This window comes from Belliella baltica DSM 15883 (genome assembly GCF_000265405.1).
Lineage (GTDB): Bacteria > Bacteroidota > Bacteroidia > Cytophagales > Cyclobacteriaceae > Belliella > Belliella baltica.
In genome coordinates, this window is record NC_018010.1 from 2399136 (window position 1) to 2413205 (window position 14070).

Genomic DNA, 14070 nt, shown 5'->3' on the forward strand with positions numbered 1-14070 from the left:
TACAGAGTCTTCAAATTTTTAAAAGTGTATGTTCAAAGAATGTTGATTTAGCTAGAAAGCAAAAAAAAAGATCTGAAATTTTTCAGACCTTGATATAATTAAGATTTCGTACTTCTTTTTTTCTTTGGTGCTACTTCCTCCTCAATTTCATCTTCAACACCCGAGAAGATTCTTCCACAATGTTCACAAACAATCAGCTTCTTCTTTTCTCTAATGTCTGCTTGTCTTTGTGGTGGAACTACATTGAAGCAGCCCCCACAAGCACCTCTTTTTACCAAAACCACTGCCAAACCGTTTTTAGCATTCACTCTGATTTTAGAATAAGATTTGGCAAGTCTATCTTCGATTTTTTTCATTGCCTTTTCTCTGTCCGCATTAAGTTTTGCTTCTTCAGCTTCACTTTCAGCAACGATATTTTGCAATTCTCCTTGTTTGTTTTCAAGGTCTTTTTTTCTATCCTTCACTACTTCTTTCAGCTCATCAAGATCTCTATTTTTGGTTTCGATTCTTGTTTGAGCTTCTCCAATTTTCTTTTTTGAAACTTGGATCTCTAAATCTTGAAGTTCTAGTTCTTTGGTGATGGCGTCATATTCTCTGTTGTTTCTGACGTTCATCTGCTGTTCTTGATATTTCTTGATCAGCTTTTCAGATTCTTTTATATTTTCCTTGTGCTTTTTGATTTCTTCATCAAGGCTAAGGATATCTGAATTGAATTTTTCTACTCTAGTTTCATAACCAGCGATTTCATCTTCTAAGTCTTGGACTTCCTCTGGAAGAGCTCCTCTTACTTTGATGATTGAATCTAGGCGGGAATCTATCTTTTGAAGATTATGTAATGCTTCAAGTCTCTGTGCAACGGTACTTTCCATGTACTATATGTAAGTTATCGGATTCGTAACTACTTTTGTCAAATAGAGTGCAATATTAGTGAATTTTTGTGACAAAAGCTCCAATAATAAATCTTTTGTATATATTTCACTTTCGTAATGTCCGATGTCACAAATAACTATTTGATTTTCAGCATCAAAGAATTCATGATATTTTATATCAGAGGTAATAAAGATATCAGCTCTCGTTTTTTTAGCCATAGGCAAAAGAAAAATCCCGGCACCTCCACACACAGCTACTCTTTTGATTTCTTTGTTTAATAGCTTGGTATGTTTGATAATTTTGAGATTCATTTTTGACTTGAGCAGGTTTAAAAATTCATTTTCCCCCATGCTTGAAGCTAATTCCCCAATCATTCCAGCACCAACTTCCTGATTTTCATTTTCCAATTTATGAAGATAATATGCGACTTCTTCATAAGGGTGAACTTGTTTCAATACTCCAAGAACTTTTTGTTCCAAATGGGAGGGTAGCATTACTTCAACCCTTGACTCAGGTTCTCGATGAAAGCTGTTCTTTTTACCTACACTAGGATTAGAATTTGTTGAAGGTGTAAAAGTTCCTGTCCCTTCTGAAATAAAACTACAATCTTTGTATTCTCCGATTCTTCCTGCGCCAGCTTCAAATAAAGCTTCAAGTACTGAATTGATGTTGGCATGTGGAACAAAAGTAGTAAGCTTAGTTAATAATTCTTTTTTAGGAGATAAGACCTTCGTCTTTTCAAGTCCTAATTGATCACAGATTTTTTTATTCACACCAATTGCTACATGATCCAGATTTGTATGAATGGCATAGATGGCGATATCATTTTTTATAGCTTTGATTATTGTTCGTTCTACATAGTTCTTTCCAGTCAGACTTCTCAGACCTTTGAAGACTATCGGATGATGAGCTACGACAAGATTACAATCCAATTTCATAGCTTCATCGATTACTTCTTCCGTAGCATCTAAAGAGCACAAAATACCTTTTACCTTGTCTTTTGGATTTCCTGTAAGTAATTGTGCATTGTCGTAAGACTCTTGATATGCAGGAGGAGCAAGTTTTTCTAAATAAGAAACAACATCGCTGATCGTATAAACCATATATTTTAATTTAATTTGTCAATCAAAATTAACTAAAATTTGCAAATGCGTTGGTTTGTTCCGCTGCTTTATCCTTTTTCTTTACTCTATGATTTGGGTACACGTCTTAGAAATCGAATGTTTGACGTTGGATTGAAAAAAAGTATTGAATTTTCTATTCCTACCATTGTTGTTGGTAATTTAAGTATGGGAGGAACAGGGAAAACGCCTTTTGTAGAGTTATTGATCAGGCTTTTTTCTGAAAAATATCAAATTTGCACACTCAGCAGAGGATATGGTCGTACGACAAAAGGATTTATTCTAGCAAATAAGAATGCTACAGCTTCACAAATTGGTGATGAACCTTTTCAGATTTATTCAAAGTTTGGCGATAAAATTAATGTGGCAGTAGGAGAAGAGCGTATTCTTGCCATTCCTGAAATAATAGCTCAAAAACCAGAAACTGAAGTTGTCATTTTAGACGATGCTTTTCAACATCGCTATGTGAAGGGTGATTTAAATATTATGTTGACGACCTATCAGAAGCCATTTTTTGAAGATAAAGTTGTTCCACTAGGAACCTTGAGAGAAGCAAAAGTTGGCGCACGGAGAGCAGGAGTAATCATAGTTACTAAGTGTCCTAGTGATATGGCTAATGATTCTAAAAGACGATTATCTCTAGAGATTAAAAAAAATAATCCACAAGTGAAGGTTATTTTTGCAGGTTTAAAATATGGGAATCCAATTGATATTGGTTATTCATCAAAGATTAATTTTCAAAATGTGATTCTAGTTTCAGGAATTGCAGATAACAGTTTATTCAAAAAAGAAGTAAAAAAACAATATCAAGTTGTCAAAGAATTTACATTTTCTGATCATCATCATTATAAAATCAATGATGTTAAAAAAATCGTTGAATTCATGAAAGATTGGCCTGATTCAGTAATTTTAACAACTGAAAAAGATGCAGTCAAACTTAAAGCGCCTATATTTCGAGAATATTTAGAAGAAATTGCGATTTTTGCTCTTCCAATTGAAGTTAACCTAAGTGAAGAAGATTTACTTTGGCTAGAAAAGAGTGTTTCAAAGGTGATAAAGGACAAAGGTTATATCCGTGAGATTTAGATACTATAGTATATTTATATTTTTTGTAGGCTTTTTTGTAGCAGAAGAAGCCTTTTCTCAAAGGCCTACAAGAGTTCCACCACCAGGGTCTGGCACTTTTCCTCCGCAGCAACAAAGGCAGCAAAGAGAAGTAGTAAATGAAGGAGAAGGAGATGATGATACAAATGGCAGGAGGAAATTAATAGATGATTCGACCAAAATGGTATTTGGTCCAAAGACTACTTTGTATTTCTTCGAAAAGGATGTTAAGAGAAATCGAATCAAAAAGACAGAATTAGACACTTTGTTGAATGGTTTTCATTATTATGAACCAGTAGCTAGCTCGGGTTGGAAATATCAAGACCTTGGAAACATTGGAACTGCTTCAAAACCGATTTTTTATCAAGCTCCCAAAATGATAGGAACCACTTCTGGATTCACTGCTTATGATCTTTATCACCATTCCCCTGATAGCATCAAGTATTATGATACGAAGTCACCTTATACGAAAATGGCGCTGTTTTTTGGAGGGGGGAATAGAAATATGATGGATTTGGAATTTGCTAGAAATGTCACACCAAATTGGAATGTTGGGTTTAATATTCATACTATCCGAGCAACCAAAACACTCAATCCAGCAAGAAGAGATGATCTTGGGACTGTTCAAAACTCTTATTCATTTCAGACAAGTTATAAATCTGATAATGAAAAATATTTTCTGTTAGCAAATTTTTCAAGGATGAGACATCAAGTTGCCGAACAAGGTGGTATCATCCCTCCAGATGTGGATAGTACTTCTCTATACTTCACATATGAAGATGCTAAAGTATGGCTTCGAAATTCTCAAGCGGTTGATTTGAGACAAGATTATCATTTGTATCATGAATATGAATTGCTAAAAGGCTGGCAGATTTATCAGGTCTTTGATAAAAGGAAACAAGATGTCACATTCAAGGCTGCATTAAATTCTGCTGATGGTGCTTTTTTTGATTTGTACAATCCTGATAGGTTCAATAGACAAGATAGTACAATCAATTATAATAATTTTTCAGAATGGAGAAATGAAGCAGGATTCAAAGGAGATTTGGGTTTGCTATATTATAATGCTTTTGTGAAATTCCGAACGGGAAGAATGGAAAGTAACTATTTTGTCAACCCCAATGGATTTGATGAATTATCTTTAGGTGGCGCTTTGCGAGGGGATTTGAATGAGAAATGGAGCTTTGAAGCGGAGGGAGAATATTTGATTCCTGGAGCATTTAGGATTCATGGATTGTTTGTCTCACCTTTTTTAGAGGCTTCATACACCAAAGCTCTATACAAGCCAACTTCTATGCAAGTCTTATCTCGCGGGAATCATCATCGATGGAGCAATGACTTTTCAAATATTGGACTTGATCAAATCCAAGGTGTTATCAAAGCAGATTTCAAAAGATGGAGTATCAGACCTAACCTGACGATCAATAGAGTAAATAATTATGTTTTTTTTGATGAAAATCAACAAGCTACTCAAGCTTCAGGTGAAGCATTTATGTTAATCCCAGGGGTCAAAACTAGTTTTAATGCAGGTGGGAAGTTGTTTTGGGAGACAGAAGCTTACTATACTTTGATCACAGGAGGAGGCGCCGATAACTTCCGGATTCCAGAGATATTTGTAAATAGTAGAATTTATTTCGATAGCCCATTATTTGATGAAAACCTTTTTGTTCAAATCGGTTTGGAAGGTAGATACAGAAGTGAATATTTCGCTGAGGCATATAATCCGGCCATGCAGCAATTCTATCTTCAGGATAGATTTTCGAATGTTGAGGGATATCCAGTGATTGATTTCTTTCTAAATGCAAGAATTAATAGAACTAGAATCTTATTGAGATATAACCATGTGAATAGTAACTTGCTTTCTGTACCTGGTTATTTTGTCACTCCTGATTTCACAGGATTGAAGAGAACACTTGATATAGGGATTTCATGGCCTTTATTTGATTGATGATGAGCTGGGAAGAAAGTACAAAACAAAAAATGCTGCATTTGCAGCTGCCAACAGATCCACGCTGGGTTGACATTGCAGAGATGAATATCAAAGATATTTTGGTAGATCACGCTTATTGTGAGCAAAAAGCTGCATCCTCTTGCATTTCTTTAATAATCAATTTTTATGATTTTGAGGAAGTTACGGAGGTTTTAATACCAGTGGTTGCTGAAGAATGGGGGCATTTTGAAAGAGTAATTGAGCATTTGAACAAAAGAAAATTTGCTCTTGGGAAGCCTAGAAAAGATGAATATGTAATCAAACTACTAGATTTTGTTAAAAAAGGGGGGAGCAGACAGCAACAACTCACCGAACATTTGTTGATGAATGCTTTGATAGAAGCTAGAAGTTGTGAGCGTTTTAAGTTACTTTCTCAGCAAATCAAAGACGATGAGCTGAAAAAATTTTACTACGAATTGATGATTTCTGAAGCAGGCCATTATGTGAATTTCATAGAGTTAGCAAGAAAAATCTATGATAAAGAAAAAGTGAATTTGCGTTGGCAAGAGTGGCTTACTTATGAAGCTGAAATTATTAAAAATCTTGAAATTCGTGGAGACCGCATGCATTGAGAGAATTTAAGAAGAAAGAAAAAAATATTAAACGAATATGATAATATTTGAATATTATCCTTCATATTAAAGGTCTTGAAAGTAATATTTTGTTGAATTTTGTTCTAATTTGAACGTTTTATGAATCTGACCGAAAATATAAAAGAGGCTTTAAGGTCTGTGAAAATTAATTTATTGCGAACAGTCTTGACTGGTGCAATTATCGCAATCGGAATTACTTCCTTAGTCGGAATGCTAACTGCTATAGATGCAATAAAAGCTCAAATTGAGGATAGCTTCTCTGGATTGGGTGCCAATAATTTTGATATTAGATCAAGAGGGTTTTCAGGTGGAAGAGCTGTACAAGATGGCAAGACAGAAAAATCTTATCCTGCGGTAAAATTCCGGGATGCTCAAGAATTTAAAAGTGAATACTCGTCTATCGGTTTATCAACAGTTTATTCTACCCTCTCGGGTGCTGTAGAAATAAAAAGAGGCTCCAAAAAGACTAATCCAAATATTAGAGTTACCGGTGTCGATGACTTGTATTTACCAATCAAAGGAATAAAAGTTGAAGAAGGAAGGAATTTTAGTAATACTGAAATTGAATATGGTTCAAATGTATGTATTGTAGGTACTGAATTAATCGATTTGTTATTTGAGAAAGAAGAAAATGCTTTGAACAAGCAAATTTCATTTTTCGGTAATAGATATACGATCATTGGTATTCTTGAGAAGCAAGGAAGTGTTGGTGGTGGATCTGGCGCAGATAGAGCAGTTTTTATACCTGTAATCAATGGGAGCAGGCTTGATAGGAGGGGTACGTTTAGGTACACGATAACTGCTAGTGGCTCTAACCCAATCAATCTTGAATACGAGATGGGTCAAGCTACTGGAGTAATGCGAAAAATCAGACAAGATGGAATTGGGGAAGATGATTCCTTTGAGATTACCAAAAGTCAAACCGTTGGAGAAAGCTTAGAGGAAGTAGCTGGGTATTTAAGGATAGGTGGTTTTACAATTGGTTTTATTACCTTAGTTGGAGCTTCAATTGGATTGATGAATATCATGATGGTGTCTGTAACTGAGCGAACTAGAGAAATCGGAATTCGTAAAGCCTTAGGAGCAACTCCTTTGAGGATTCGTCAGCAATTCTTAATTGAGGCGATTGTTATTTGTTTGATTGGAGGTGTTTTTGGAGTGATACTTGGGATTGGAATAGGAAATATTGTTGCGAATACGATTGGACCAGGTGGTTTTTTAATTCCTTGGATTTGGATTCTGGTTTCTTTCGTAATTTGTGTATTTGTTGGACTTTCTTCAGGGTATATACCTGCCTTCAAAGCAAGTAAATTAGACCCTATCGAATCATTACGCTATGAGTAATTAATTGAAATTTCATTAAAATAAAAAAAACCTTAATACTGAAGGAAATTTTCGGTATTAAGGTTTTTTTCTTTCTTACTAAGAAAGTTTTAAATTACATCTGTCTTGAGCGGGCTCTCGCCATATTCATTTGCCTTTTCCTGTCCTTTTTTTAGCCCTAGCCAAATGAATCCTATGAAGTTAATGGAGTGGAATCAATAAGTAAAGAGCATACTTCCAATCAAGTCCAATATCATGGAGTCTTTTTATTGCTTGGATAAGCAGTAAAATAATTGTTGTCACTAATATAACTCCAAAAGTAACAAACGAGATGTAATCAGAAAGCGTAAACGCTTCATACATCTTTACTAATGCAATGATGTTTGTCCAATAAAAACTAGAAATAAAAGCCAGTATTTTCTTCTTGTAATTCTACCTGTTGGTCTAAAGAAATTATTTGAATTTTTCATAATTATATAACTTAAACAAGGGTGAAAAGTTTGTTAAACCCATTGTTTTAAGATTTTTATATAATTATTTATAAAATGAATATTAAATTATTAATGTGATTCATAGCTTGCTTCTGGTTCAAGAACTTCTACAGTCCCCTTTTCATTTATTTCTTTTAAACTTACCATTTTGAGCTCGTTGATTAATATAGGATCATATTTGGCTGCTACTCTGATGTAATTTTCGGTAAATCCATGCATTTTACCATCTTCGATATCCTCTTCAAATAGAACCGTAAATGTATTTCCTAGATTATCTTCATAGAATTTTCTTCTCTTTTTCTCCGACAGAATTCTGAGCATTTTGGACCTTTCATTCCTCGTCTTTATTGGTACCACACCATCCATGTCAACTGCCCTTGTATTTGCTCGTTCTGAATATGTAAATACATGTAGATATGAAATATCTAATTCGTTTAGAAAATTATAAGTTTCTAAAAATAATTCATCAGTCTCTCCAGGAAATCCTACAATTACATCGACACCTATGCAGCAATGCGGCATTAAGGTTTTGATTTTATTTACTCGGTCTTCATAAAGCTCACGAAGATATCTTCTGCCCATTTTTCTTAAAATCTCGTTACTTCCAGATTGAAGTGGAACGTGAAAATGAGGGACAAATCTTTTTGATTTGGAAACAAATTCTATGGCTTCGTTTGTCAATAAATTTGGTTCAATAGAAGAAATTCTAAACCTATCTATTCCATCAACTCCATCAATTGCCTTGATCAAGTCTATAAACCTTTCTTCTCTTTTTCCCTCTTGAATTCCAAAATCTCCAATATTCACTCCTGTAAGAACTACTTCTTTCACATCAGTTTGAGCAATTTCTCTTACTGATTTAAGGATATTTTCAGTACTGTCACTTCTGCTTTTTCCTCGTGCAAGAGGGATAGTGCAAAATGCACAGCCATAATTACAACCATCCTGAACTTTCAAAAAAGTTCTTGTTCTGTCATGCATAGAATAGGCATTGTTGAAAATAGTTGCATCCTGAATTTCGGAGGCTAAAACTTTTGTTTCCTGCTCTTTGGCAAAACCATCTAAAAGCTCAATTAATCTAAATTTTTCAGCTGCTCCTAGTACGGCATCCACACCTTTAATTTCGGAAATTTCTTGAGGTTTTAATTGAGCATAGCATCCAATAATCGTCACATAAGAATTTGGAGATATTTTTTTAGCCTCTTTGACGATCTTTTTACATTTTTTGTCTGCATTCTCAGTTACAGAGCAGGTATTTATTATAAAAATATCGGGAGTCTCGTCAAATTCAACTTTTTGATACCCCTTGTTTTCAAACATTCTACTGATGGTAGATGTCTCAGAATAATTTAACTTACAACCTAATGTATAGAATGCTACTTTTTTCACAACGCTCTCCTCTAATTTCAATTTGCAAAGTTAATTATTTAAGTCAAGTTTTCAATTTACTCTTTCACCCATATTATTTCTATTTTTTTAGCTAAAAATCAATTTTTTTGGTTGTCTTTGTTAAAATCAGAGCTATTTTTTTGAAAAAAGTGTATTTTTTTTGAGAATCTGGCTCAAAAATTAGCGGATAGCTTATAAATAGAGAATATTTTCTATTTTTGTAAGTGTAAAATCAAACCACTTATTGTAGAAAATGGCAACTTTAAGACAAAAAGCGCTTTTAAAAGCACAAGAAAGACCAATCGTGTCAGTTACGGCACCTTCTTTAAAGATCTCCGATTACTTTGGAGTCAATGTTTTTGGTACCAAACAAATGAAGGAGTCCTTGGCGCCTTCGGTTTATAAGAAAGTAACAGAAGCGATAGACAAAGGATCTAAAATTGATCCTAGTACAGCAGAGGAAATTTCTTCAGCAGTCAAAACTTGGGCATTGGCAAAAGGTGTGACACATTATACACATTGGTTTCAGCCTTTGACAGGATCGACTGCAGAGAAGCATGATGCTTTTTTTGATGCACATGCTGGGATTGAAAAGTTTAAAGGATCAGCATTAGTTCAGCAAGAGCCAGATGCATCTTCTTTTCCAAATGGAGGTATTCGTTCGACATTTGAGGCGAGAGGTTATACAGCTTGGGATCCTTCTTCGCCAATATTTATATTTGGTAATACACTTTGTATTCCGACGATTTTCGTAGCCTATACAGGAGAAGCACTGGATTATAAAACTCCACTTTTAAAATCAATTGAAGCAATCAACGAAGCTTCCGTAGCCATTTGCCAGCTTTTTGATAGAAATGTGAAGAAAATCACACCTTCCTTGGGTGTTGAACAAGAATATTTTGTGATAGATAAAGCTCTTTTTGCTACAAGACCAGATCTTGTTATGGCAGGTAGATCTGTTTTTGGTCATAATCCAGCTAGAGGTCAGCAGTTAGACGATCACTATTTTGGAACAATTCCGACTAGAGTGAAAGACTTTATGATGGACTTTGAAATTGAAGCTTTGAAATTGGGTATTCCTGTTTCGACTAGGCATAATGAAGTAGCTCCAGGTCAATTTGAAGTCGCTCCACTTTTTGAAGAAATCAACAAAGCTGTTGATCATAATCAGCTTTTGATGGATGTGATGGATAAAGTTGCTGAAAGACATAGTTTGAAAGTCTTGTTTCATGAAAAGCCATTCGCTGGAGTAAATGGATCTGGAAAACACAATAACTGGTCTTTGATTACAGATACCGGTGTGAACTTATTCCAGCCAAGCAACTCTGCTAGAGAGAATCTACAGTTTTTGACTTTCTTGGTAGCGACTGTAAAGGCAGTTTATGACTACGCTGATTTGTTAAGAGCAAGTATTGCTTCTGCGGGAAATGACTTTAGACTTGGAGCAAATGAAGCACCGCCTGCCATTATTTCTGTATTCCTTGGCTCTACTTTGACAGGGATTCTTGACGAACTAGAGAAAAATGGAAATATCAAGATTGAAAAGGGTGATAACATGTATATGAAATTGGGAATTTCAAAAATTCCTGAAATCATCTTGGACAATACAGATAGAAATCGAACATCACCATTTGCTTTCACAGGAAATAAGTTTGAGTTTAGAGCGGTAGGTTCCCAAGCCAATTCAGCTGGTCCGATGACAGTATTGAATGTGATCGTTGCCGAGACTTTGAAGCAAATGGCAAAAGATATCGAAAAGGAAACTGCTTCAGGTAAGGAAAAGAAAATTGCTATCGTAAATGTTTTAAGAAAATATATCAAGGATAGTAAAAAAGTTAGATTTGAAGGAGATGGGTATTCTGAAGAATGGGAAAAAGAAGCAGCGAAAAGAGGTCTTTCTAACTTAAAAAGTACTCCATTTGCATTAGATACTTATCTGGAGAAAAAGTCACTAGAAGTCTTTTCAAAGCATAATGTCCTTTCAGAAGTTGAGCTGCATGCAAGACATGAAATCATGCTTGAAAACTATATCAAAAAAGTTCAGATAGAATCTCGAGTAATGGGTGATTTGGCACTGAATCATATTATCCCAACTGCAATTTTATATCAAAATAAACTGATTGAAAATGCCAATGGTCTTCAAGGGCTAGGTTTGGATAATACAGCTGCTATCGAAACAATCAAAGATGTAAGCCGTCATTTAGAATCCTTAAAATCAAATGTAAATCAAATGATTGAAGCTAGGAAAAAACTAAATAAAGAGGAGGATATTGTAAAGCAAGCTAAAGGTTATAGCCTTGAAGTTAAAGAAGCTTTCTTTGACAAAATTAGATATGCCGTTGACAAGCTAGAACTTTTGGTAGATGATGAATCCTGGCCATTAGTAAAGTATAGAGAAATGTTATTTATTAAGTAATTTAACCTATTTACCTAAAATGAAAAAGACCGCAAATTGTGGTCTTTTTTGTTATATTAAATATTTATGGGCTTTTGCTAAAAATTTTAGCATCTCAATTACATTTGGTAATAAATTTGTAATGATCAAGAAAAATTCAAGCTGAATGGTGAGAAAGAAAACTTCTATTAAAGATATAGCAAAAGCACTAGGTGTATCAATTACTACAATTTCTTTTATTATTAATGGAAAGGCTGAAGAAAAAAGAATCAGCAAAGAGATGGTGAAAAAAGTTGAGGATTATGTCGCGAAAGTAGGATATAGACCAAATCATTTGGCTCAAAGTCTTAGATCTGGCAAATCCAAAGTACTTGTTTTGATGGTTGAGGATATTTCTAATTCATTTTTCTCAAATATTGCACGCTTAATTGAAGAGAAAGCGTTTAAAAATGACTACAAGATTATTTACTGTAGTACAGAAAATAGTACTGAAAAAGCAAAAGAGTTAATTCACACTTTCAAAAGTAGGAATGTAGATGGTTTTATTATTACTCCTACAGCAGACCTTAAATTTGAAATTGAAAATTTAATTAAGGAAAATTTTGGCGTAATACTCTTTGATAGATGGATTCCAGGCCTAGATTGTAGTCATGTAATTGTTGAAAATAGAAGGAGTAGTTTTGAAGCAACCCAACATTTAATAGATACTGGAGCCAAAAAAATTATTTTTATTACAGTCTCCTCGGATCAAACGCAAATGCAGGATCGACTTAAAGGATATTTAGAAGCATTAGAGTTAGCAAATCTTTCTCCTTTTGTATTTGAAGAACCTTTTCATTCTTCTTCAGAAGAATTTATGGGGGATCAAATAAAGGAGTTTTTGCTTAATCATCCTGACGCAGATGCTTTATTTTTTGCTACAAACTATTTAGCGTTTGAGGGTTTACATGCGATTAGGAAACTAGAATTAAGGATTCCAGAAGATCTACAAGTTTTGGCATTTGATGATCACTTTTTCTTTAGCCTTTATCAACCAAGTATTTCGGCTATTGCCCAACCTTTAGAAGGAATTGCTGAGAAATTAATGGAGGGGATACTAAATCAACTAGATGAAAATATAGAATCAAAAACCTTCAAAGTTGAACTTGCTAATCAATTTGTTCCAAGAAAATCAACATTTTCAAAATCATAAAAAATGGAGGCTTACAAGCCTCCATTTTTTATGATTTAATTATTGCCTCTTCCTCCTCTGGATCTGGTATTTGAAGTAGTACCCGAAGATCTAGAAGTTGATCTTGCAGGTGCAGCTTTTGTGCTAGGTCTGCTAGTAGTACTTCTTACTGTCCCAGTACTACGGGTGCTTGGTGCACTTTTTCTGACATTTGCTGGACTGTTACTCCTCGTATTTGTCGAGTTAGTGACTCTAGGCGAAGAATTGTTACTACTTCTTTGTTGTCTCACCGTTGGAGAACTTTGTCTTTTTTGTTGAGGACTAGTTCTCACTTGTGATTGTCTTGTGTTTGTTGTACTTACTGATCCACCTCTATTAGTTGATTTTGAGCTCGGTGCAGTTCTAACTTGACCTCGTGTATTCGGCTGTGTAGTGTTTATTCTACTATTAGGTTGACTTGCCGCAGCTCTTGTTTGGCTTCTTTGTTGAGAAGATATTGCTTGATTTCTGTTCGAAGTTGCAGCTCTGTTTTGTTGGGCTGAACTATTTCTTTGATTAGAAATAGTTGCATTTCTTGAGTTTTCTGATCTCCCATTGCTAAGTGCTGAACTTCTGTTTTGCGCTGATGCTCTGCCTCTATACTCTTCGGCTGTGAAAGCCCTTGAAGGTCTAGCTTGAGCATTTGCAGATCTTGAATTGTCAATTTCTGGTCGATACACATTCAGCGTTCTATTGTTTACAGAAGCTCTTCCAGGTCTACCACTATCATTTACTTGATATACTGGTACTGTTCCTCGAGTCACTCTTTCAATTTCTCTTCTTGATGGGCCAGCTACATAGGTTCTATTATTATAAACATAAGTATTATTGATGACAGTTGTTCTGTTATAAATACTTACCATATTGTAAGAAGGGACATAGTATTTGTGGAAATGGCGATGTCTAAATCTTCTTTGAGGCACGAATCTCCAATGATTGCTATGGAAGCCTATAGAGATGTTAATGCCAACACCAGGACCCAAAGGTGCCCATCCATAATAACCTCCACCTGTTCTCCAGTTTACCCAAGCTGGTCCCCACTCATATCCAGGAACCCAAGCCCAGCCGTAGAAATCATCCCAATACCATCTTCCATAGTGAAATGGAGCCCATCCCCAGTTATAGTTGGATACCCAAGTATTTCCATAGTTGGTCATTTCCCAATATCCGTTTGAACCGTATGGGTGGAAATCTTGACCTACGTTTGGAATCCAAACATAGCCATGTCTTTGATCCATTACCCAGTCCCCATAAGGACTTAATTCATTGTAGAATACTTGAAAACTAACCCCCATCGGAGAAGGTTTAGCCTCTACTTTGTTATTCTGAGAATATCCAATGCCTAGCATTAGAATGATTCCCAAGCGGATTAGAGTTAGATTTTTCATTGTAGTGTGGTTTAGTATTATAGTCTGTTTTACGAGCTTAATTGAAAAAATGTTTTGCATGAAAGAATATTGAAGTGTTTAAATTTTGATAAAAACGATTTAGCAAACACTAATTCATTATAAAAAAAATAATAATATTATCCGAAAATTATCTTTTTGATAATCGGAAAGAAAGTAAAAAAAGACCCAACACGAA

The 14070-nt window shown here is 34.8% G+C and carries 10 protein-coding genes; 6 read left to right on the top strand and 4 right to left on the bottom strand.

Translation table 11 applies throughout. From position 1 onward, the window contains the following. Positions 1-98 precede the first annotated feature (98 nt). Positions 99-869 (bottom strand): zinc ribbon domain-containing protein, encoded by a 771-nt coding sequence (locus BELBA_RS11020; RefSeq protein WP_014772773.1) that lies wholly within the window; start codon positions 867-869, stop codon positions 99-101. Positions 870-872: 3 nt separating this feature from the next. After that, positions 873-1973 carry a Nif3-like dinuclear metal center hexameric protein gene (locus tag BELBA_RS11025; protein WP_014772774.1) on the bottom strand — a complete coding sequence of 367 codons (1101 nt, stop codon included), beginning with the start codon at positions 1971-1973 and terminating at the stop codon, positions 873-875. Between the two features lie 45 nt (positions 1974-2018). Between BELBA_RS11025 and lpxK the strand changes: the two genes are divergently transcribed. From lpxK to BELBA_RS11045, 4 genes are all read left to right on the top strand, one after another. After that, a complete protein-coding gene (lpxK, locus tag BELBA_RS11030) occupies positions 2019-3077 on the top strand; it encodes a tetraacyldisaccharide 4'-kinase (protein WP_014772775.1) in 1059 nt (352 codons plus the stop codon). Continuing rightward, a complete protein-coding gene (locus BELBA_RS11035; protein WP_014772776.1) occupies positions 3067-5043 on the top strand; it encodes a putative porin in 1977 nt (658 codons plus the stop codon). Before lpxK ends, BELBA_RS11035 begins: the two co-directional genes overlap by 11 nt. Positions 5044-5045: 2 nt before the next feature. Then, the gene (locus BELBA_RS11040; protein ID WP_211208422.1) at positions 5046-5657 is read left to right on the top strand and encodes a MiaE family protein; all 612 of its coding nucleotides are present in this window, start codon (positions 5046-5048) and stop codon (positions 5655-5657) included. Positions 5658-5777: 120 nt separating this feature from the next. Then, entirely contained in the window at positions 5778-7022 is a 1245-nt protein-coding gene (locus BELBA_RS11045) for an ABC transporter permease (RefSeq protein ID WP_014772778.1), read from the top strand. 539 nt (positions 7023-7561) lie between these two features. Here the strand turns inward: BELBA_RS11045 and mtaB are convergent. Beyond that, on the bottom strand, positions 7562-8881 hold the full coding sequence (mtaB, locus tag BELBA_RS11050) for a tRNA (N(6)-L-threonylcarbamoyladenosine(37)-C(2))-methylthiotransferase MtaB (RefSeq protein ID WP_041779635.1): 1320 nt from the start codon (positions 8879-8881) through the stop codon (positions 7562-7564). A gap of 253 nt (positions 8882-9134) precedes the next feature. Here mtaB and BELBA_RS11055 point away from each other — a divergent pair, with 253 nt between their 5' ends. Both BELBA_RS11055 and BELBA_RS11060 read left to right on the top strand, forming a co-directional pair. Then, entirely contained in the window at positions 9135-11297 is a 2163-nt protein-coding gene (locus BELBA_RS11055) for a glutamine synthetase III family protein (RefSeq protein ID WP_014772780.1), read from the top strand. Positions 11298-11442: 145 nt separating this feature from the next. Continuing rightward, positions 11443-12468: a LacI family DNA-binding transcriptional regulator gene (locus BELBA_RS11060; RefSeq protein ID WP_014772781.1), complete on the top strand. Its 1026-nt coding sequence runs from the start codon at positions 11443-11445 to the stop codon at positions 12466-12468. A gap of 35 nt (positions 12469-12503) precedes the next feature. Here the strand turns inward: BELBA_RS11060 and BELBA_RS11065 are convergent, their stop codons facing one another. Next, on the bottom strand, positions 12504-13874 hold the full coding sequence (locus BELBA_RS11065) for a DUF6600 domain-containing protein (RefSeq protein WP_014772782.1): 1371 nt from the start codon (positions 13872-13874) through the stop codon (positions 12504-12506). Positions 13875-14070: the final 196 nt, after the last annotated feature.